Source organism: Streptococcus sp. BS35b (assembly GCF_000286475.1).
Taxonomy (GTDB): Bacteria; Bacillota; Bacilli; order Lactobacillales; family Streptococcaceae; genus Streptococcus; species Streptococcus oralis_W.
The window spans coordinates 115,370-136,658 of sequence record NZ_ALKH01000004.1; the positions used below are offsets into that span (position 1 = coordinate 115,370).

The 21,289-nt window shown below is 44.4% G+C and carries 15 protein-coding genes; 3 read left to right on the forward strand and 12 right to left on the reverse strand.

What is annotated here, in order from left to right; genetic code table 11:
- Positions 1-25: 25 nt before the first annotated feature.
- A complete protein-coding gene (locus tag HMPREF1149_RS06270; RefSeq protein WP_029710884.1) occupies positions 26-3,019 on the reverse strand; it encodes a type I restriction endonuclease subunit R in 2,994 nt (997 codons plus the stop codon).
- 76 nt (positions 3,020-3,095) lie between these two features.
- Positions 3,096-5,720 carry a DEAD/DEAH box helicase family protein gene (locus HMPREF1149_RS06275; RefSeq protein ID WP_000901148.1) on the reverse strand — a complete coding sequence of 875 codons (2,625 nt, stop codon included), beginning with the start codon at positions 5,718-5,720 and terminating at the stop codon, positions 3,096-3,098.
- Positions 5,721-5,853: 133 nt separating this feature from the next.
- Here HMPREF1149_RS06275 and HMPREF1149_RS06280 point away from each other — a divergent pair, with 133 nt between their 5' ends.
- Positions 5,854-6,471, forward strand: coding sequence for a TVP38/TMEM64 family protein (locus HMPREF1149_RS06280; protein ID WP_000076176.1), 618 nt, complete (start codon positions 5,854-5,856; stop codon positions 6,469-6,471).
- A 323-nt stretch (positions 6,472-6,794) separates the two neighbouring features.
- Here HMPREF1149_RS06280 and scrK read toward each other — a convergent pair whose 3' ends face one another.
- The gene (gene scrK / locus HMPREF1149_RS06285; protein ID WP_000164288.1) at positions 6,795-7,682 is read right to left on the reverse strand and encodes a fructokinase ScrK; all 888 of its coding nucleotides are present in this window, start codon (positions 7,680-7,682) and stop codon (positions 6,795-6,797) included.
- Between the two features lie 158 nt (positions 7,683-7,840).
- Positions 7,841-9,727: a sucrose-specific PTS transporter subunit IIBC gene (locus HMPREF1149_RS06290; RefSeq protein ID WP_001064522.1), complete on the reverse strand. Its 1,887-nt coding sequence runs from the start codon at positions 9,725-9,727 to the stop codon at positions 7,841-7,843.
- Between the two features lie 377 nt (positions 9,728-10,104).
- On the opposite strand from HMPREF1149_RS06290, the gene HMPREF1149_RS06300 reads away from it, so the two are divergent.
- Both HMPREF1149_RS06300 and HMPREF1149_RS06305 read left to right on the forward strand, forming a co-directional pair.
- A complete protein-coding gene (locus HMPREF1149_RS06300) occupies positions 10,105-11,559 on the forward strand; it encodes a sucrose-6-phosphate hydrolase (protein ID WP_000455336.1) in 1,455 nt (484 codons plus the stop codon).
- Complete coding sequence (locus HMPREF1149_RS06305) at positions 11,540-12,505, forward strand: LacI family DNA-binding transcriptional regulator (protein ID WP_000225990.1); 966 nt, start codon at positions 11,540-11,542, stop codon at positions 12,503-12,505. The genes HMPREF1149_RS06300 and HMPREF1149_RS06305 overlap by 20 nt, the downstream gene beginning before the upstream one ends.
- 33 nt (positions 12,506-12,538) lie before the next feature.
- On the opposite strand, the gene HMPREF1149_RS06310 is transcribed toward HMPREF1149_RS06305, so the two are convergent.
- From HMPREF1149_RS06310 to fmt, 8 genes are all read right to left on the reverse strand, one after another.
- Complete coding sequence (locus HMPREF1149_RS06310; RefSeq protein ID WP_000704357.1) at positions 12,539-13,813, reverse strand: hydroxymethylglutaryl-CoA reductase, degradative; 1,275 nt, start codon at positions 13,811-13,813, stop codon at positions 12,539-12,541.
- The gene (locus HMPREF1149_RS06315; RefSeq protein WP_000151971.1) at positions 13,813-14,985 is read right to left on the reverse strand and encodes a hydroxymethylglutaryl-CoA synthase; all 1,173 of its coding nucleotides are present in this window, start codon (positions 14,983-14,985) and stop codon (positions 13,813-13,815) included. Before HMPREF1149_RS06315 ends, HMPREF1149_RS06310 begins: the two co-directional genes overlap by 1 nt.
- Positions 14,986-15,103: 118 nt before the next feature.
- A complete protein-coding gene (locus tag HMPREF1149_RS06320; RefSeq protein ID WP_000176910.1) occupies positions 15,104-15,559 on the reverse strand; it encodes a threonine/serine exporter family protein in 456 nt (151 codons plus the stop codon).
- A gap of 1 nt (position 15,560) precedes the next feature.
- Positions 15,561-16,319 (reverse strand): threonine/serine exporter family protein, encoded by a 759-nt coding sequence (locus HMPREF1149_RS06325; RefSeq protein WP_000344546.1) that lies wholly within the window; start codon positions 16,317-16,319, stop codon positions 15,561-15,563.
- 85 nt (positions 16,320-16,404) lie between these two features.
- Positions 16,405-18,285, reverse strand: coding sequence for a Stk1 family PASTA domain-containing Ser/Thr kinase (pknB, locus tag HMPREF1149_RS06330; RefSeq protein ID WP_000614520.1), 1,881 nt, complete (start codon positions 18,283-18,285; stop codon positions 16,405-16,407).
- Positions 18,282-19,022, reverse strand: coding sequence for a Stp1/IreP family PP2C-type Ser/Thr phosphatase (locus HMPREF1149_RS06335; RefSeq protein WP_000401533.1), 741 nt, complete (start codon positions 19,020-19,022; stop codon positions 18,282-18,284). Before HMPREF1149_RS06335 ends, pknB begins: the two co-directional genes overlap by 4 nt.
- Before the next feature lie 15 nt (positions 19,023-19,037).
- Positions 19,038-20,351 carry a 16S rRNA (cytosine(967)-C(5))-methyltransferase RsmB gene (gene rsmB, locus HMPREF1149_RS06340; RefSeq protein ID WP_009067348.1) on the reverse strand — a complete coding sequence of 438 codons (1,314 nt, stop codon included), beginning with the start codon at positions 20,349-20,351 and terminating at the stop codon, positions 19,038-19,040.
- Positions 20,344-21,279: a methionyl-tRNA formyltransferase gene (gene fmt, locus HMPREF1149_RS06345; protein WP_000163655.1), complete on the reverse strand. Its 936-nt coding sequence runs from the start codon at positions 21,277-21,279 to the stop codon at positions 20,344-20,346. Before fmt ends, rsmB begins: the two co-directional genes overlap by 8 nt.
- Between the last annotated feature and the right edge of the window lie 10 nt (positions 21,280-21,289).

The window sequence follows — 21,289 nt, forward strand, 5'->3', positions numbered from 1 at the left end:
TCTATGTCTTCGAAACTTCGAAGGACTATCTCCCCACTCTGAGTGGCTCAATGACTTCTTCGACAAGTTGCTTACAAGCTTCCTTGATTTGTTTTTTATAGAGGAGGGGATTGAGGGCATCCGCCACTTCTATCTTATAATCCTGATAGCGCTGGCTCTTGGTCAGCTGGCTCTCTCCTAGTTGTTTCTTGGCTCCCTTGCGGTAGTGCTCGACATAGTAACGGAGTTCATCCTCTCCGACATACCAACGTTTGCTAAAGACTTGGATATGTTGCTGGATAACCGCCTCGATCATCTGATCCAAGATATTGGCAATGGACTGACCGCGATAGCTTTCTGGATTGTCCTGTACTTCCTTCCATAGTTCCGTGATGATCTGGGCAGGATTAGGATTGGTCTTCTCAAGGCTCTGAATATAGCTATCCACTGCTTCTCTATCTTGAGCACTTAGGTTCTTTTCTTGACTCTGACCTTGCTCGATCAGGCTTTGGATCAAGGTTAGGATATAGGCATAGTTAATCTCATCCACTTGGATAGACTCTAGTTCATAGTGAATATCAAGGGGCTCCCCATCCTCATCACCATCATCTCTTCGACTTTTTAACTCTGCAAGGATATTTTGATAAAAGCCTAGATAGGTTTCCAATTCTTCTGCGCTTAGTCCTGTCTGGGCATAGATTTCTTCCTCATCATACTCTTTATACACTCGGATAGAGGCTAGATATTTATCAAAGACTTGATAAGCCTTGGCGAGCTTTCTCAACTCAGGTGTAGAGATTTGCTCGATTTGAAGCCCTTCCTCCGGATCATCTGTGATGAGATTTTGGAAATCACTGCAACTCCGCAAAAAGTTTCTCTTTTCCTCTTCCCAGCTAGGCGCTAGAACCTCATTTTCTCCACCATTTGAGTAGAGCTTGAGGGCATTATCGACTGCTTCTTTAAAAGCTAGAGGCTTTTGGAAGGTGATGATATGACCATAGGTCTTACTGGAGTCAAAGATACGGTTGGTACGACTAAAGGCCTGAATTAAATCCTGCGGTTGCATTGGTTTACGATCGATAAAGAGAGTCGATAGACAAGGTGCATCAAATCCTGTTAGGAGACGATTGACCACGATAACCAAGTCCAACTGCTCCTTGCGATAGAGATACTTGTCTTGCTTACGGGCAAGGCGGTTATTGACATCCGTATTAAAGCCACGAAGATCCGCCATTGTAAAGTGAGTATCAAACTCTTGGTTATAGTCCTTTAAGACCTGCTTCATGTGGTCTTGGTTGGCTCTTGACTCTTCTTCATTTTCAGTGACAGAGTAGGTGATGGTCGCCTTTGGAAAATCAGGAAGGACCTGCTTGACCCTCTCTGATACCTTGACTCGTGTCTGACCAGCCTTGACTCGTTTGAGTAGGTCATAGTAGGCTTGGGCTTGAGGGATGGATTTGACAGTTAGGATGGCATTGTAGGTCTTACCTACTCCCTTTTGGAAGCCTAACTGTTGGCGGGATTTATTGATAATGGCATCCAAGACTTCCAGCATATGCTCCTCATCTTCGTAGACACTATCTGAGACTTGATCTTCAGACTGATCTGTGATGAGGGTATTACGATAATCGACCTTAAAACCTAAAACAGCTCCATCATGGATAGCTTCCTTGACTGTATACTCGTGCAAGCGTTCGCCATACTGTTGCTGGGTGGTTTGAGCAAGGTCTCCGACCTGCTGGCGTTTATTTTCCTTAAAGATAGGCGTCCCTGTAAAGCCATACCAGAGGGACTGAGGGAAAAAGGCCTTAATATCTTTTTGTGTCTGTGGCGTAACGGCACGGTGGCATTCATCCACGACAAAGGCCACTCGGAGTCCCTTGATTTTGTCCGCATCACGCTGGTAAAGACCTTGGTCAAACTTGCGCATCATGGTGGTGATTTTCTGGATGGTGGTTACCACCACACGCTTATCATTACTACCTAGTCGCTTGACCAAATCATGTGTATTATCCGTCTCATCGATATCAATGACATCATTGGTCGCATATGAGAGGAAGGATGAAGTGGTCTGTTGGTCCAAGTCCCTACGGTCAACGACAAAAATCGTCTTTTGGATGGATGGAATCTGGAGGAGATTCCGAGCCACCTTATAAGAAGTCAGGGTCTTCCCTGAACCTGTTGTATGCCAAACATATCCTGATGCTTGCTGGCGAGAAGCTTCCTGCACCGCTTCGATGGCATGAATCTGATAGGGGCGCAAGAGGATGAGAGCTTTCTTGCTATCATCAATGACAGAATACTGCATGACCATCTGGTGCGCACGAGGGATAGAAAGGACTTCGTGGGCAAAGCTAGTCAGGTTTGTCACAGGATGATTGTCCTTATCCACCCACTTGGTTAGAAATTGCTTGTTGAGTTTATTTTCCCTAGCTGCGGCGATATAGCGTGTGTCTATCTTATTGGTCACAACAAACATCTGTAAGCTAGAGAAAATGCCACGGAATTTCCCTTCACGGTCATATTTTTTAATTTGGTGAAAAGCATCGATAAATGCTGCTTGGGAACTCTTAAGCTCGATTTGAATCATGGGTAAGCCGTTGATGAGAAGAGTAACATCCAGTCTACGGTCTTGGTCCAGAGGATTTACTTTTTCTCTCTGGACTTGATTGACAACTTCATAGCTAGACTTACCAGCAGCGATATTGTCTCGCCAGATAACTGATAAACGAATGGTTCCTAGGCTAGCATCTTCTCTTTGAACCTCAACTTTGGCAATGCCATTTTCTCCGACCAACCACTTGGCAGCATCGTAGTAGCTGATAAAGTTGAGTTGGTTTTTTATCTGGCGTTTTTCCTGCTCTGTCAAAGGATAGTCTGCTAGCAGGGCAACGTTGTTTTGGGCTAGTTTAGTAAAGAAATTGTCCCATAATTGGTCTTCTGTTTTGAGGTCCTCCCTATAAGTCCATTGGCTTTCCCCAGTTACCAGTTGGGTGATCAGTTGTTTTTCTATCTCCAATTCTGGCTTTACTTGCATCATTCTCTCCTTTATAATGCACAATTTTACTATATTATATCATGTTTCAGATGGATTTTCCCATACGCCCCTACTCCAACTAGCTTTTAACCTTCTTCTTAGTCAAGATACGGTCGTTTTTGTTAGAGAGAGCTTTGATACGAGCTTCAAGAAGGGTTTTCCGTCCGGCCTCTGTTCGTGTGTAGACGAGGTGATAACGTCCAATAGTTGGCGTTAGGAAGTCGAGGAATTTTTGTGCCTCTTCCTTGCGCTTTTCAAAAAGACTAGGCACGACATAGTAAGGTGACTGACCTTGTCGAACTTTCTCTGCCTTCAAGAGATAGCGCTGGTTGTCCACTGGAGCAAAGAATTCTCCCACAGTCTGAGCAAACAACTCCTTGTCCCTCATGCTTCCTCCCTTGAGATAGGCGAAAACCATATAGTTTTCCTTGTCCTCCTCTACCTGAACACGGGATTGATCGTCTATTAGATGCCCCGAATCTAGCAGAGCCTTTCGGATCTGCTCACCAAGGAATTGCACACGCCTATAGGGGCTTTTATAGAGGAGATAGCGTGATGTAGCAAAAGCTAGAAAGAGGAGACAGGCTGCCGTAAGCCACCAAACTCTAATCAGTCTCAATCTAAACAACAAGAGCAATAAATCCACTGCTAGGAGCAACAAAGACAGGCGAACCCATTTTAAGGCATCAAGCAAGAGCATGATTGGAATTTTCTGTTTTTGAGTCGCAACTTCAGTGACAATCTCAAATTGATCTGCCACTACGAGAGAATCGTACCATTTTTTGCGCAAACCCGCTCGATCCTTGGATAACATCTTAATCCGTTCGTTATACTCTCTGATTTGCTTTTTCTTAAAAGGGGGCTTTGGAAAATCCAAACGATCCAAACCAGTCTCAATACTCTCCTGATTATAGGCCAATCCAAGAAAATGCTCCATCCGTCGCGACAAGGTTTGCAGATCCTGATTGCTCTCTGGTCTAGGCTCCTCTCCAGGAAGAGTGATAAGTGCTTGTGCTTGAACGGTTACCAGATGCCAGATGTTGCTGGTCTTTTCTGGATGTCCCGGCCAGATACGAATGGCACGTCCCCGCATCTGGTTACTCAACATAAAGCTCCCCACAAAGCTTCCGAGAATTAGGGAATTAATACAAGGAGCATCCCAACCCTCTCCGAGGAGAGATTTGGTTCCGACTAGGACTTGAATCTGCCCTCGTTGAAAAAGCTCCGTCACTGCCGCTACGATTCCCTTAGCTGAGCTTGGAAAACCGACCTGCACATAATCTTTTGGATTCAAGTGACCAATAGATGAGAAACTAAGAGGAACCTGAGGTAAGAGTTCCTTCAACTCTGCTGTCACATCAGTAGGCAGAATAACGACACTACCTGACAAAACAGCCAAAGACACAGGTAGCTCATACTCCTGAGCTTTCCGACGAATACTTTCAAAATAAGGGAGAACTCCCAACTGAGAAATGGTCGCCTGATCATCTCCCAGATAGGTGGCAAAATCCTTGCGAATATAGTCAGCTAGTACTAACTGTCTCAGTTCCTGACCTAGACTCTCATACTCTGTCAAAAAGATATCGGCAATGGCAGACAATTTCCCCAGAGATTGGGTTAAAAGCTGATCAGAAGACTTGGACTTAACCAGATAAACCTGACGTTTTTCCACCAGCCCACGCGCCTTCAAGTCAGCCTCTAACTTTTTCCTATATCCATCTGGATCCTCATACCAATCTGGTGTCTGATAGAGCATGCTCTGCAACAGCGTCTCCAGCCAGTAGGAGGTTAACGCTGGAAGCTTCTGAGTTCCCAGCAAATTTTGCAAAGAGGGAGGAATCGTTAACCCCTGAGAATGCATATAAATCAACATAGCAGACAAGTACTTGGGATCTTCTAAAAGCAAATCAGATGAAATATCCCCTTTGAGGACCTTAGACCCTGCTACAAATGTTTGAAAATCAGGATCGACTATAAGGTGATGAATATAGTCCCACTTAGTCTCCTCAAACCGTTTGAGACGTTCCGCCTCTTCAGCTGTTGGTGAACACATATAGACAAAATCCTGATGAGGGCAAAGAGTGTCTTCCTTGACTAGTTCAGGTACCGTGATTTCTTGATCGATCTCCCCGCACATTCGGATATAGCGTTCCCAGAGTTCAGGCTCGCTGTCATATGGTGGTGTCGCTGTCAGGGAGATGACTTGCAGCGGTTCATACTGCTTGCGAAAGGCTTCCAGACTTTTCCACCATTCATTACGCAGGTGGTGGCATTCGTCCAAGCAAAGAGTCGCAACTTTCTGAGTTCTTAGACTTGCAAGCAAATCAAACCCCATAAAATCCTCTGCTTCTCCATCTTCTTGTGATTGCAATTGGTTCATGGCGCTATGAAAAGCCTGATAGGTCACAATCGTTAATGCCTTCATCTCCTTTAAGTTTTGGGAAACGAGGTCTGAAAGCCTCTGACCATCCTCTAGAAAAGCAGTTTGGATCCTATCTACCCATTGTTCACGAATGGTGACAGTCGGAACTAAGATGAGGGCTGGGTTGCCAAAACGAGCGATTAGCTCGATACCAATGGTTGTCTTTCCAGACCCTGGAGCTGCCACTAGATGAACATGACCGTCTGCTTGATAGTCCTGAAAACGATCCAAGACCTGTTTTTGATATTGGCGCCATCTTCCTTTAAAGTTTAAACCTAACATGATACTCCCTCATTCTATACCGTCATTTTCTTATTCTCATTTTACCACACTTATTTCACCAATCAGATAATCCAGATAGTTTTTCTCCTCAAAATATGGTATAGTAGAATCATACTATCTATGAGGAGTTTACATGTCACAGGATAAGCAAATGAAAGCTGTTTCTCCCCTTCTACAGCAAGTCATCAATATTTCATCTATCGTCGGGGGAGTCGGCACCTTGATTTTCTGTATTTGGGCCTATCAGGCAGGAGTGTTACAGTCAAAGGAAACTCTATCGGCCTTTATCCAGCAAGCTGGGGTTTGGGGGCCACCACTCTTTATCTTTTTACAGATCCTACAAACCGTCGTTCCGATCATTCCGGGAGCTTTGACCTCAGTGGCTGGGGTCTTTATTTACGGCCACATCATCGGAACCATCTATAACTATATCGGCATCGTGATTGGCTGTGCCATTATCTTTTACCTCGTCCGTCTCTATGGAGCTGCCTTTGTCCAGTCCGTCGTCAGCAAGCGCACCTATGACAAGTATATCGGTTGGCTAGATAAGGGCAATCGTTTCGAGCGGTTCTTTATCTTTATGATGATCTGGCCTGTCAGTCCAGCTGACTTTCTCTGTATGCTGGCTGCCCTGACCAAGATGACCTTCAAACGCTATATGATTATCATCATTCTGACCAAACCCTTTACCCTAGTGGTTTATACTTATGGTTTGACCTACATTATTGATTTCTTCTGGCAGATGTTTTGAGAATAGAAAAATCCGTTTGGTTTCCCAAGCGGACTTTTAGAACATAAATGGAAAATAGCCTGATACTAAATATACTTTGGTATGGAAATCATGCCTATTTTTCGATAGTAAATCGAGGACTTACCTAGCCTTTCCGCCGTGATAAAAACACCTGAAATCTAATGGTTTCAGGTCTTGGGAAACTTTGAGACATTGGGCTCAAAGTTTAGGTATGGAATTTCGAAGAAAGTCGCTACCGTCCGTCATCACTTAAGGAAAGGCTCAAATAAATTGTCTTCAAACAAAATATCCGTTTGGTTTCCCAAGCGGATTTTTTGTTTGTTTTATTTTGCGACACTCTTAGCAAGGACAAAGTTCCCAAGTGTGGCAGAACCATTGCCTGCAACTGCTGGAGTGACAATGTAGTCACGCACGTCTGGTACTGGTAGGTAGCCGTTGAGAAGAGCTGTGAATTTCTCACGCACACGGTCCAGCATGTGTTGTTGGGCCATGACTCCACCACCAAAGACGATGACATCTGGACGGAAAGTCACAGTAGCGTTGACTGCAGCTTGAGCGATGTAGTAGGCTTGAACATCCCAGACAGAACTGTTGAGTTCGATGTTTTCACCACGAATACCTGTACGAGCTTCTAGACTTGGTCCAGCCGCAAAGCCTTCCAAACAACCCTTATGGAAAGGACAGACGCCGTTAAATTCTTTTTCTACATCCATTGGGTGTTTAGCCACATAGTAGTGACCCATCTCAGGGTGACCCACACCACCGATAAACTCACCACGTTGGATAACACCTGCACCGATACCTGTACCGATCGTGTAGTAAACCAAGTTTTCGATACGGCCACCAGCATTGTTACGAGCAACCACTTCACCATAGGCAGAGCTGTTCACGTCTGTGGTGAAATACATGGGTACGTTGAGGGCGCGGCGGAGAGCACCAAGTAGGTCTACATTTGCCCAGTGAGGTTTTGGAGTCGTTGTGATAAAGCCATAGGTTTTTGAGTTTTTATCGATATCAATGGGACCGAAGGAACCGATGGCAAGACCTGCAAGATTATCGAATTTTGAAAAGAATTCGATGGTTTTATCGATGGTCTCGATAGGAGTTGTTGTAGGAAACTGTGTTTTTTCTACAACGTTAAAATTTTCATCTCCGACAGCACAGACAAACTTTGTACCGCCCGCTTCTAAGCTTCCATATAATTTTGTCATGATAAACCTCTTATCTTTGTTTTCTCTATTATAGCACATTTTAAAGGGCTAGATTTCTCAATATTTTAGATTTTCCTCTGTAAATCTTACCATCCAAGTAAAAACGAACAAACATGATATTTGTTCGTTTTGTTTTTAGATCTGATTTTTGAAGAAGACTAGGCTTTCACTTCGATGATAACGTCACCCTTGACAACTGAACCGCTTGCGACTGGTGTCACAGAAGCGTAGTCTGCTGTGTTGGTTACGATAACCATTGTTGTGTCGTCAAGACCTGCAGCAGCGATTTTGTTTGAGTCAAAGGTTCCGAGAACGTCACCAGCTTTGACCTTGTCGCCTTGAGCAACCTTTTGTTCAAAGCCTTCACCGTTCATAGTCACCGTATCGATACCAACGTGGATCAAGATCTCAGCTCCATTTGCTGTCTTCAAACCATAAGCATGTCCTGTAGCAAAGGCGATCGATACTTCTGCATCAGCTGGTGCGTAAACCACACCTTGGCTAGGTTTTACAGCGATTCCTTGTCCCATTGCACCACTTGAAAAGACTGGATCATCAACATTCTCAAGGGCAACTACGTCCCCAACGATTGGAGTTTGGATTGTTTCATTTTGAGGAGCTACTGGAATGTTACCAGTTGTTTCTTCTTGGACCAAACGTTCTGTCGCTACTTCAGAAGCAACTTCTTTTTCGTCCTCGTAACCAAACATGTAAGTAAGGGCAAAACCAAGAACGAATGATACAGCTACCATAAGAAGGTATTGAAGCAATTGACCGTTACCAACGTACAACATTGTACCAGGGATGATGGTGATACCATTACCAGTACCAGCAAGTCCAAGGATAGAAGCCAATCCACCACCGATAGCACCAGCGATCAATGAAAGGAAGAATGGTTTACGGAAGCGCAAGTTCACCCCGAAGATAGCAGGCTCTGTAATACCGAGGAAGGCAGAAAGAGCAGCTGGGAAAGCAAGTGTTTTCAGTTTAGGATTCTTCGTTTTAACACCAACGGCAACAGTTGCAGCCCCTTGAGCTGTCATCGCTGCAGTGATGATAGCGTTGAATGGGTTCGCATGGTCCGCAGCAAGCAACTGCACTTCAAGCAAGTTGAAGATGTGGTGTACACCTGATACGACGATCAATTGGTGAACCCCACCGATGACCAAACCACCAAGACCAAACGGCAAGCCAAGAATTGCCTTTGTTCCGAGAAGGATGTAGTTTTCAACAACGTGGAAGACTGGTCCGATGACAAAGAGTCCAAGGATAGACATGACCAAAAGTGTCACGAACGGTGTTACCAAGAGATCCAAGACATCTGGAACCACCTTGCGGAGAGCTTTTTCAAACTTGGCTCCGACCACCCCAATGATGAAGGCTGGAAGAACGGAACCTTGCAAACCAACAACAGGAATGAAGCCAAAGAAGTTCATAGCTGTTACTTCACCACCTGATGCTACTGCCCAAGCGTTTGGAAGCGAACCAGAAACCAGCATCATACCGAGGACGATACCAACAGCTGGATTTCCACCGAATACGCGGAAGGTTGACCACACAACTAAACCTGGCAAGATGATGAAGGCTGTATCTGTGAGGATTTGGCTGTAAATGGTAACATCTTCTGGAAGTGTCATTCCAAGAGCGTTCAAGAGTCCACGAAGACCCATGAAGAGACCAGTTGCTACAATAACTGGGATGATTGGCACAAAGACGTCACCGAAAGTACGGATAGCACGTTGGAACCAGTTTCCTTGTTTAGCAGCTTCTGCTTTCATATCTTCTTTAGAAGATGTTGGCAAGCCGAGTGCAACCACTTCGTCGTACATCTTGTTTACTGTACCAGTACCAAAGATGATTTGGTACTGGCCTGAGTTAAAGAAAGCTCCTTGAACTTTATCCAAGTTCTCAATCACTTCCTTATTGATTCTCCCTTCATCTTTGACCATGACACGTAGACGAGTCGCACAGTGGGCAACACTGTTGACATTTTCACGTCCGCCAAGGGCTTCGATGACCTTTTTTGCAATATCCTGATTGTTCATTTGCAAAAATCTCCTTATAAAATTTTGTTCTTGTTTGAAAGCGATTTTATTCGCCCTACGACTATTATTTTATCACGTTTCTAAAATATGTCAAGCGTTTTGCAGAATTTTTTATTTCCTTTCTTTTATTCCTGATTATTCTTGATCGTTTTTGAGGGATATTTTCTTTTTCCTCAAAAAATATCTTTATACTTGAGGAATCGAGGCTTTTATTTACATTTTCTTTCATTTTTTCGTGAAAATTTGCCAGATTTCCTTTACTTGATTTCTGGCAATCGTTTGACATATTTTTCTTTTTTTTAACATAAAAGACTTGCTTTTTTTGCCGAAAACGTTTACTATTAATAATAGAATAGAACTTATGGAGGAAAGATAAAATGGAATGGACAACCGAGCGCCGTTATAGACGCTATGAAGACTGGTCTAATGATGAAATCAAGCAAATCAAGGAAAAGATGGCACAATCTCCTTGGCATACTCGTTACCATGTCGAGCCTAAAATGGGGCTTCTCAATGATCCAAATGGCTTTTCTTATTTTGATGGCAAATGGATTCTCTTTTACCAGAACTTCCCCTTTGGTGCAGCCCATGGGTTGAAGTCTTGGGTGCAACTTGAAAGTGATGATTTAGTGCACTTTACAGAAACTGGAGTCAAAATTTTGCCAGATACTCCATTAGATAGCCACGGCGCCTACTCTGGTTCTGCCATGCAGTTTGGCAATCAGTTGTTCCTATTTTATACTGGAAATGTCCGTGATGAAGATTGGATCCGTCACCCTTACCAGATTGGCGCTTTGATGGATAAGGATGGTAAAATTATAAAGATTGACAAGATCTTGATCGACCAGCCAGCAGACTCTACTGACCACTTCCGCGACCCGCAAATTTTTAACTTTAAGAGACAATATTATGCCATCGTCGGTGGACAGGACTTGGAGAAAAAAGGCTTCGTCCGTCTCTACAAGGCTGTGGACAATGATTATACAAACTGGCAAGCAGTTGGCAACCTTGACTTTGCTAACGACCGCACTGCCTACATGATGGAATGTCCAAATCTAGTCTTTGTAGGGGAGCAACCTGTCCTTCTCTACTGCCCACAAGGATTGGATAAGGCTGTTCTAGACTATGACAATATCTATCCAAACATGTACAAAATCGGGGCTTTCTTTGATCCTGAAAATGCCAAAATGGTAGATGTGTCTCCATTGCAAAATCTAGACTATGGCTTTGAAGCCTATGCAACGCAAGCCTTCAACGCTCCAGATGGACGTGCATTGGCAATAAGTTGGCTTGGACTGCCAGATGTTTCTTACCCATCTGACCGTTTTGACCACCAAGGTACCTTCTCATTGGTCAAAGAACTCACTATCAAAGATGGCAAACTCTACCAATATCCGGTCGCAGCCGTCAAAGAACTTCGTTCTTCTGAAGAGGCCTTCTCAAATCGTACTCAAACCAATAACACCTATGAACTCGAGCTCAACTTGGAGGCCAATAGCCAAAGCGAGATTGTCTTGCTCGCTGATAAAGAAGGCAAGGGGCTTTCCATCCACTTTGACCTTGTCAATGGACAGGTGACAGTGGATCGTAGTCAGGCTGGTGAACAGTACGCCCAAGAATTTGGTACTACTCGTTCTTGCCCTATCGATAACCAAGCTACTACTGCCACTATCTTCATCGACAAGTCAGTCTTTGAAATTTTCATCAATAAAGGAGAAAAAGTATTTTCTGGTCGTGTCTTCCCACATGCGGATCAAAACGGTATCCTCATCAAGTCTGGAAACCCAACTGGAACTTACTATGAATTAGATTATGGTCGCAAAACTAACTGATGTCGCAAAACTTGCAGGCGTCAGCCCCACTACCGTCTCACGGGTCATCAATAAAAAGGGTTATCTATCTGAGAAAACCATTCAAAAGGTAAATGAAGCCATGCGAGAATTGGGCTACAAGCCCAATAATCTGGCTCGAAGTCTCCAAGGAAAATCTGCCAAGTTGATTGGACTTATTTTTCCAAACATCAGTCATGTCTTTTATGCGGAGTTGATTGACAAGTTGGAACACCAACTCTTCAAAAATGGCTACAAGACCATCATCTGTAACAGCGAACATGACTCTGAAAAAGAACGAGAGTACATTGAAATGCTGGAGGCCAATCAGGTCGATGGTATCATTTCTGGAAGTCACAACTTGGGAATCGAAGACTACAATCGTGTGACGGCACCGATTATTTCCTTTGACCGAAATCTATCACCAGACATCCCTGTCGTCTCCTCTGATAACTACGGTGGCGGGGTCCTCGCAGCCCAAACTCTAGTCAAGACGGGCGCCCAGTCTATCATCATGATTACAGGAAATGATAACTCGAATTCACCAACTGGACTGCGCCACGCTGGATTTGCCTCTGTTCTCCCGAAAGCGCCTATTATCAATGTTTCGAGCGACTTTTCTCCCGTCAGAAAAGAAATGGAAATCAAGAATATCTTGACCCATCAGAAACCAGATGCCATCTTTGCTTCGGATGATTTGACAGCTATTCTAGTGATCAAAATCGCTCAAGAGCTGGGAATTTCTGTTCCTGATGAGCTCAAGGTCATCGGCTATGATGGAACTTACTTTATCGAGAACTACTATCCTCATTTGACAACGATTAAGCAACCTATGAAAGAGATTGCCCACCTCACTGTTGATCTTCTCTTACAGAAGATTGAAGGTAAGGAAGTTGCGACAACTGGTTACTTCTTACCAGTTACCTTATTACCTGGAAAAAGTATTTAAGTACAAAAAACTCAGACGAATGCGTCTGAGTTTTTATGATCTTAAGTTTTCTAGATAGCGCTGGGCTGTCTCTAAGTTAAAGGTTTTATCTGCAATAAGGCGCTCTACTAGGGGAGCAACTTCGGACTCACTAGCACCTGCTAGGAGAGCTAGGGATTTGGCCTGTAATTTCATGTGACCTTGCTGGATGCCCGTACTTACCAAGGCCTTGAGAGCCGCAAAGTTTTGGGCAAGGCCGATGGACACGATAATCTGAGCTAATTCCTTGGCTGAAGGGTTTCCTAGTAGTTCATGACTGAGAGCTGCACGAGGGTTGAGTCCGATAGAACCGCCCTTTGTAGCTACCGGCATGGGTAGGGTCATCTCACCGACCAATTCTTCTGTGTCCCTATCTAGACTCCATCGACTGAGACCTTGATAGCGTCCATCTCGACTGGCAAAGGCATGAGCCCCAGCTTCGATGGCACGCCAGTCATTACCTGTGGCGATTAAAATGGCATCAATACCATTAAAAATCCCTTTATTGTGAGTCGCTGCTCGGTAGGGATCAGCCTGTGCAAACTGGCTAGCCAAAGCTATTTTCTCCGCAATTTCTCGTCCTTGGTCCCTTTGGGGACTCAAGTAGCGAAAGGAGATACGACAGCTTGCAGTCACCAGAGAATCGGTCGCGTAGTTGGACAGGATCCCCATAAGGCTCTGTCCTTGACTGAGTTCTTCTAAGACTGGTTTCAAGGCTTCCAGCATGGTGTTGAGCATATTGGCTCCCATGGCTTCCTGGGTATCGACATGGAGATAAACAACAAGAAAGTCTGTTTCACCTTTGATCTGCTCTACATGCAAATCACGCGCCCCACCTCCACGTTTAACGATGGACGGATAGGCTTGATTGGCAAGTTCTAAGAGCTCCGCTTTCTTGCTGGCAATCTTCTCTTGCGCTAGATCTGGATTAGCAACTTGATAAAGGGCTACCTGACCAATCATCTGGCGCTCATGTACTTGAGCAGTAAAGCCACCTGCTCGCTTGATGATTTTACTTGCATAGCTGGCCGCAGCAACCACTGAGGGTTCTTCTGTCACATAGGGAACTGTGTAGCCCTGACCATTCACCACAAGATCTGGAATGACGGAATAAGGTAGAGAGAATGTTCCCACCACATTCTCACTCAGCTGGTCTGCAACAACCAAACTGACCTGCTCATCCTGCTCCAGACTGGTTTGCTTTTCAGGACTAAGGAGCGTCTGAGCTTTCAACAACTCTAGGCGCTCATGGTATGATTTTTTAGAAAATCCATTCCAACTTATCTTCATTATTTTTCAACCTTGCTATAACGGCGTTGGTGGTCGACAATTTCAACCAAGGCATAGTCTTGATGTTCATAACCTGCAAATTGAGCTGAGCCAGACTCATCCAACTGCACCTCTTCGAAGAAGACTTTTTCATAGTCTGCAACAGACAATGCTGTACGTTGCTTGAGTTTGCTCAAGCGATCCTTATCAAGGTAGGCCTCGTAGCCTTCAACCAGTTCTCCACTAAAGAACTCTGAAACCGCTCCACTTCCGTAACTGTAGAGGACAATTTTATCTCCAGCCTTCAAATTTTCTGCATTTTCCAAAAGGGAGAGAAGCCCAAGGAAAAGGGAACCTGTGTAGATATTCCCAATCATCTGACTGTATAGAATGGATTTATCAAAATTTTCTTGCAGACTATCCTTTTTTTCCTGAGACAAAGTCTTATCCATCATCTTGCGCAAGCCTTTTAGGGCTAATTTGGGATAAGGCAAGTGGAAGCAGATAGCCGCAAAATCATTCATAGTCCAGTCATAGCGTTTCTTGTATTCATCCCAAGTCGTCGTAAGACTGTCAAGATATTGCTGAGTTGAGTACAAGCCGTTTACATAAGGAGTAGTTGAATAGTTCGGACGCCAGAAATCCATAATATCACGCGTTTGGGCAACATTATCATTGTTAAAGGCCATGGTACGCGGATTTTGCGTAATCAACATCGCCACACTCCCAGCTCCCTGAGTTGGTTCACCTGGAGTCGCTACACCATACTTGGCAATATCGCTGGCAATGACCAAGACCTTAGACTCTGGAGAATTTTCCACATGCAACTTGGCATAATGGAGGGCAGCTGTTGCTCCGTAACAAGCTTCTTTGATTTCAAAACTGCGAGCGAACGGCTGGATACCTAATAGACCGTGAACAAAGACCGCCGCAGCCTTACTCTGGTCAATACCTGACTCAGTCGCCACGATGACCATATCGATTTCTTCTTTTTCTTTGTCTGTTAAAATAGAGTTGCTTGCACTAGCTGCCAAGGTAACAATATCCTCAGTCAATGGTGCAATGCTAATTTCGTTTAATAAGAGACCCTTACTATATTTATTCGGATCAACTCCTCTTGCTTCTGCTAAGTCTTGTAATTTCAAGACATATTGACTGGTCGCAAAACCAATCTTATCAATACCGATTGTCATATTTACCTCTGTTTTTTCATTCATTGTAAAAAATCGTTCTATTCTATTTTATCACAAATAGGAACAAATGAGAGAAAAAAGACTTGATTCAACAAATCAAGTCTTTGCTTTGACAGCATTAGGAGGATATGCCTCGCTGTTTTCGGATATAGTAATAAAGTTTCAGAATCACTGTTCCACTTGCCATCCCGATAGAAATGACCAGAGCCAACATAACTACTAGTGTTGCACTGGTAAGGGCATGACTGTAATCACCTGTCACAAAGAAAGCTGTCGTTCGATAGGATAGATAACCTGGCACCAAGGGGGCAAGAATGGCCAAGACAAAGACCACTGCTGGCGTCTTATAGACAATACTTAGAATCTGGCTGATGCAAGAACCAACCACCGCTGCAATAAAGGTCGCAACAATAACATTGGTTGGTTCTTTAAGTACAAGGTAGAGGAGCCAGACACCCATTCCCAGAACACCACCAGGTAGGAGCATGGAGCGTTGAACATTCAGTACGATTAGAAAGGTGATAATGGCGAGTAAACTTGCCACTGCTTGGAGTAAAATACTTGTTAGAGTCATCTTATGTCATCAAAACCAGGGCGACGGAGGTACCGGCCCCTAAAGCGAGGGTAATGAGCAGGGATTCAAACATCTTGCTCATACCAGAGTTGATATGGTTGGTCATGATATCCCGAACTGCATTTGTCAGAGCAATCCCTGGAACAAAAGGCATGACAGCTCCCGCTATGATCAAGTCTGCCGTCGAAGGAAATCCTGTATAGCGGGCCCAGAACTGGGCAATCAAGCCAAAAACAAAGGCTCCCGCAAAGGCGGTTACAAAAGGAATGCGGACAAACTTCTCTACATAGAGAGAGAAAGCAAAACCAAGTAAGGTCGCAATGGCTGCACCAAAAGCATCATAAGTATTCCCCCCGAACATAATCGAGAAAAAAGGGGCACTGAGAGTTGCTGCAATAGTCACTTGGAACTTGGTATAAGGAAGAGCTTGATTTCTGATTTCCTTTAGCCTTTCAAAAGCCGTAGAGAGATCAATCTGCCCTCCGACAAGCTCCCGTGATACTTGGTTGACATCGCAGACTTTTTCGATGTTGTAGGAAGAAGAAGTGACTCGTTTCATACGAGAAATATTGGTATTCTCAATAGAAAAGAAAATAGCTGCTGGCATGGCAAGAACGTTGCAATCCACTATTCCCTGTGAATGAGCGATACGGATCATGGTGTCCTCAACCCGATAAATCTCCGAACCGCTTTTTAAGAGAATGGTTCCAGCTAACATAATGACATCAATAACGGCATTCAACTCTCTTGATTCGTCCATTTTCTCCTCCTTTTCTGCTTCCTATATTTTATCACAAAAATCAATGAAAAAAAATCTTTGTCATGAAATCATGACAAAGATTCGTTTAATCTCGAGAACTTTCACGTGTTCCTTCACTATTTGATTGACTAGTTGAAGGAGTGTTTCCTTGTTGGTTCCCCTGATTTGGAGTTGTAGAAGAACCTTGGTTCCCACGTTGTGCAGAACTAGAAGATGAAGTTGACGGTGGTGTTTTCGGTTTGTAGATGGAAAGTTTGATACGCGTGCTAGCAAGGTCAACCTTTTCACCCGCTTTTGGTGTTTGATCTACAACTGTACCTTCTGCTGTCCCTTCAGGAGCAGTCGAAACCTCGACAACCTCAATATTGGCCTCTTTTACACCGACAATCTGAGTCAAATTATTCTTTGTAAATTCGAGACTTGAACCAATATAACTTGGCATAGAAACGCTTGTTACTTTCTTAGCAACCGTTAAAGTAATTGTGCTGGCTTTTGAAAGATCATAAGTCGTACCTGCCGCAGGACTTTGTTTGAGAATGGTTCCAGGTTCGCTTTCGCTGGATTCTTCCTCTTCCATCTTGATTAGATTTTCAGGAACCTTCTTCTCCTTGAGTTCAGCTACGACATCCGTATACTTGCGTCCGACGTAATTGCTCAATTGGAAGGATTGCTTACCAGAAGAAACAATCAAATTGACCTTAGTTCCTTCTTTTCGGCCGCTACCAGCTTCTGGATCCGTTCGAATAACACGTCCTTCTGCTACGGTATCGCTGGCTTCTGACTTTTCTTCACCAGCTTCAAACTTGGATTTTTTAAGAGCTTCCTTAGCCTCTGCAACAGTTTGTCCAGCCACGTCAGGAACAGCAATCGTTGCTGGTGTTCTAGATAAAATCCAGACCAAAGAGGATGCAACTAATAGAAGACTAGCTAAAAGAATCATATAGCGAGCCTTAAACTTCCGTTTTTTAGTTGGCTTTTGCGTAGGTGCTTGCTCTGGGGTTAATTTCTTTGACTGAGGACGTTCTTCCTGCGCCGGAGCTTTTGGAATCGAGGTCAATGTACTTTGTGGGACTTTAGGTAAAGTCTTCGTATCCGCCTTACTCGCATCGTCAAAGACCAGTTTCGGTTCATTCCGACGATTATAAGACAAGCTAGTTGACAAGTCCATATACATTTCTGAAACAGACTGATAGCGATCAGACAATTTCTTAGCAGTTGCCTTGATGACAACATTTTCCAAAGCCTGAGGGACAGATGGGTTTTCAGCAATGACAGACGGAAGTGGCTTCTGGAAATGCTGGAGGGCAATCGTAACCGCGCTATCTCCATCATAAGGGATATGTCCCGTCAGCATCTCATAGAAGATAATCCCCATCGCATAGATATCGCTCTGGAAAGTCGCTTTAGAACCACGTGCTTGCTCAGGTGACAAATAATGAACCGAACCCAGCATCGAGTTGGTCTGGGTCAGACTCGTCTCTGCAAAGGCCACTGCAATCCCAAAGTCAGTAACTTTAGCAGTTCCATCTGGTGTCAAGAGGATATTTTGAGGTTTCAAATCGCGGTGAACAATTCCTCTAGCATGAGCTAAACGCATAGCCAAAAGAATCTGTCCCATAATCCGAACCGCTTCTTCATTTGAAAGAGGATAGTGTTCTTTGATATAACGCTTGAGGTCAAGTCCTGCTACGTATTCCATAGCTAGGTACTGTTGGCCATCTTCCTCACCGATATCTGTTATCCGGACGATATGAGGATGGTCCAGATCCGCCATAGCCCTCGCTTCCCGCTGGAAACGTGCCACAGCAATCGGGTCCGTCTGGTAGTTGGTCCTCAGGACCTTAACTGCCACCTCTTCCCCATCTAGGATCAAATCCTTGGCCAAGTAAACATCTGCCATGCCTCCTCGACCAATCTGCTTGACAATCCGATACCGCCCGGCAAAAATCTTGCCGATTTGGATCATTCTGCCGCCTCCTCGTTCATGTAAACAAGGGCAACCGTAATGTTGTCTAAACCTCCTGCATTGTTAGCAAAACGAATGAGGGTTGCCGCCTTGTCTGCTAGGGAAATATCACTGGTTACAATATCATAAATTTCGCTTGCCGAAATCATATTGGTCAAACCGTCACTATTGAGCAAGAGATAATCCCCAGACTCCAGTGTGATCATCCCAAAATCTGGCTGAATTTCATCCTTTTGTCCGATAGACTGTGTGATGATATTCTTTTGAGGATGAGTTTCTGCTTCTTCTGGAGTCAATTGACCAGCCTTGAGCAATTCATTGACCAAGGAATGGTCACTCGTCAACTGGTGGTATTCTTCTCCACGAATCAAACCGATACGAGAATCTCCAATGTGAGCATAGATGGCTTGGTTGTCAATAAACGCAACAGCTTCTAGCGTTGTCCCCATGCCTCTGTAGGCTTCGTCCTGACCTAGTTGATGAATTTTTTGATTTTCAATCTCCAGGTAGTGGGCAAACCACTCACGAACTTCATTGACTGAGTTAATTTGAGTATCTACCCAATCCACACCGAGGTCTGTTACCGCCATCTCACTAGCGATATTTCCTGCACGGTGTCCTCCCATCCCGTCAGCCAAGATGATCATAGTGCGTCCTGCTCGGTTGACAAAGTGATTGACATAGTCCTGATTATTTGTCCGTTTCTGACCAACATCTGTTAATAATGCTATTTCCATTGTGTCAGTTCCTTCCTATTCTGATATCTTGCAAAATTGGCTGATAAAGAATCCATCACTTCCATACAATTCAGGAGTAATCAGGATGCAGCCATCTTTCAGGATATCTTTGCATTCGTGTTCTAGTTTAACCTGCTCAAACTCGGGATGACTTTCTAAAAACGCCTCAACGACTTGAAAGTTCTCCTCAGAGACAATAGTACAGGTACTATACGTTATTATACCACCTTTTCGTAGTGTTTGACAAACACTACCTAATATTTCCAGCTGAATTTCCTGTAAGGAGGTGAAATCTGCTGTTTCTTTATTGTATTTGATATCTGGTTTGCGACGTAAAAGTCCAATCCCAGAACAAGGGGCATCTACTAAAATCTTATCAAAAGAGTCCCGACCGAAAAACTCATGCACTTTTCTGGCATCCAATTTTTGCGTTTGCACTCGATCTGCCACACTCAGACGTTGGGCATTTTCTTGGATTAAGTCCAACTTATGGTCATACAAGTCCAAAGCTGTCACCTTACCAGATATGAGGTAAGAGGCCATATGGGCTGTTTTACCGCCCGGAGCCGCACAGGCATCCAGGACCTGTTCATCACCTTGTAAATCAAGAGTCGGAGCAACCAATTGACTGGACTCGTCTTGGATGGTTATAGCCCCTTCTGCGAACAAATCATGTCCTGCAAAGTGGCCTTGCTCCTTGACCAGACCAGTGGCCGCCAAAGGGGAATCAGTCGCCTCTAACACGGCTTTGATTTCCTCTTTTCGACTCAAGTCAGTCACCCGAATACTGGCTTTGTTACGCACCAAGAGGCTTTTAAAGATGGCTTCTGCTCGCTCTTCACCGTATTCTTCCTTGAGCTTAGACACTAGCCAAACTGGGAGAGAATAGGCAATGGAATCACGCTTGTTTTTGCGTTTGATGCTGTCAACATCCGGCCAACCTTCTCGCAAGATACGACGAAGGACTGCGTTGACCAATTTTTCACTGCCTTTTTTACGCGCTTTGGCTAGTTCTACCGCTTCATTGACTACAGCGTGATTAGGAATCTTATCCAGATACCGAAGTTGGTAGGCGCTAAGAAGGAGCAGGATATAGAGCCAGTTATCTAGCTTATCTCGGTCTTCGATAAAGTGGGACAGGTACCATTCCAGAGTCAGTTTACGGGCTACCGTTCCATAGACAATCTCTGTCACCAAACCCTTGTCCGCTGTAGAAAGTTGACTCCCCTTGAGATGCTTATGTAAGGCAATATTTGAGTATGCTTGATTGATAAAAACATTCTCTAATACTGCTAGAGCTAGACTTCTAGCCGTTTCTACTTTAGTCACCAAATCGTTCTCCTACAGTCAATGTACGTCCCACTCCGTTGAGAAAGGATACGATGTCCATCTTAGGCTTCCCAGCAGGCTGCACTTGCTTGAGAGACAGAGCCCCTTCTGCCGTTGCGACAATCAATTCCTTCTTACCAATAGAGATGATCTCGCCTGGAACTCCCTGACCTTCTACTGGTAGGGCTTCATAAACCTTAAAGCGATCACCCTTGAAAAAAGTATGGGCAACAGGCCATGGATTCATCCCTCTGATTTGGTTGAAGAGTTGACGGTTAGTCTTATTCCAGTCCAATTTTTCTTCCTCTGGTTTGATATTTGGCGAGAAAGTGACTTGACTAGGATCTTGTGGTTCAGGTTGGATTTCTCCTGCTAGGTAGCCAGGTAGCGTATCCAAAAGCAAGTCCCGACCAACAATCGCTAATTTTTCAAACAAGGTCCCGACATTGTCCTCATCTGTGATAGGAATGCTACGACGAGAAATCATATCTCCTGCATCCATTTCCTTAACCATCTCCATAATGGTCACACCAGCTTCCTCATCCCCTTGAATCAAGGCATAATGGATAGGCGCACCACCACGGTGTTTGGGAAGAAGGGAGGCGTGAACATTGACTGCAAAGTCCATGCTATCAAGAAGTTTACTTGGGAGAAATTGCCCAAAAGCAGCGGTGATAATCCCATCCGCTCCTAAATTCATAATAGCTTCCAGCTCTGGGCTCCCAGATAATTTTTCAGGTTGGTAGATAGGGAGACCCGCTTCTTTGGCGGCCTGCTTGACTGGGGTTTCTTGGATCACTTTTTTACGGCCGACAGCGCGGTCTGGCTGGGTCACAACTGCTAAAATCTCGTAACGGTCATCTGATAACAAGCCCTTCAAAACTGTCGCTGAAAAATCGGGAGTCCCCATAAAGATTAGTTTTGTCATTTCTTCTCCT

Bases quoted from the DNA above. Each gene is read 5' to 3' on its own strand.
- pknB (WP_000614520.1), bottom strand. From the start codon at position 18,285: ATGATCCAAATCGGCAAGATTTTTGCCGGGCGGTATCGGATTGTCAAG.
- scrK (WP_000164288.1), bottom strand. From the start codon at position 7,682: ATGACAAAATTATATGGAAGCTTAGAAGCGGGCGGTACAAAGTTTGTC.
- HMPREF1149_RS06320 (WP_000176910.1), bottom strand. From the start codon at position 15,559: ATGACTCTAACAAGTATTTTACTCCAAGCAGTGGCAAGTTTACTCGCC.
- HMPREF1149_RS06315 (WP_000151971.1), bottom strand. From the start codon at position 14,985: ATGACAATCGGTATTGATAAGATTGGTTTTGCGACCAGTCAATATGTC.
- fmt (WP_000163655.1), bottom strand. From the start codon at position 21,279: ATGACAAAACTAATCTTTATGGGGACTCCCGATTTTTCAGCGACAGTT.
- HMPREF1149_RS06290 (WP_001064522.1), bottom strand. From the start codon at position 9,727: ATGAACAATCAGGATATTGCAAAAAAGGTCATCGAAGCCCTTGGCGGA.
- HMPREF1149_RS06275 (WP_000901148.1), bottom strand. From the start codon at position 5,720: ATGTTAGGTTTAAACTTTAAAGGAAGATGGCGCCAATATCAAAAACAG.
- HMPREF1149_RS06300 (WP_000455336.1), top strand. From the start codon at position 10,105: ATGGAATGGACAACCGAGCGCCGTTATAGACGCTATGAAGACTGGTCT.
- HMPREF1149_RS06325 (WP_000344546.1), bottom strand. From the start codon at position 16,319: ATGGACGAATCAAGAGAGTTGAATGCCGTTATTGATGTCATTATGTTA.
- HMPREF1149_RS06335 (WP_000401533.1), bottom strand. From the start codon at position 19,022: ATGGAAATAGCATTATTAACAGATGTTGGTCAGAAACGGACAAATAAT.
- HMPREF1149_RS06270 (WP_029710884.1), bottom strand. From the start codon at position 3,019: ATGATGCAAGTAAAGCCAGAATTGGAGATAGAAAAACAACTGATCACC.
- HMPREF1149_RS06280 (WP_000076176.1), top strand. From the start codon at position 5,854: ATGTCACAGGATAAGCAAATGAAAGCTGTTTCTCCCCTTCTACAGCAA.
- HMPREF1149_RS06305 (WP_000225990.1), top strand. From the start codon at position 11,540: ATGGTCGCAAAACTAACTGATGTCGCAAAACTTGCAGGCGTCAGCCCC.
- HMPREF1149_RS06310 (WP_000704357.1), bottom strand. From the start codon at position 13,813: ATGAAGATAAGTTGGAATGGATTTTCTAAAAAATCATACCATGAGCGC.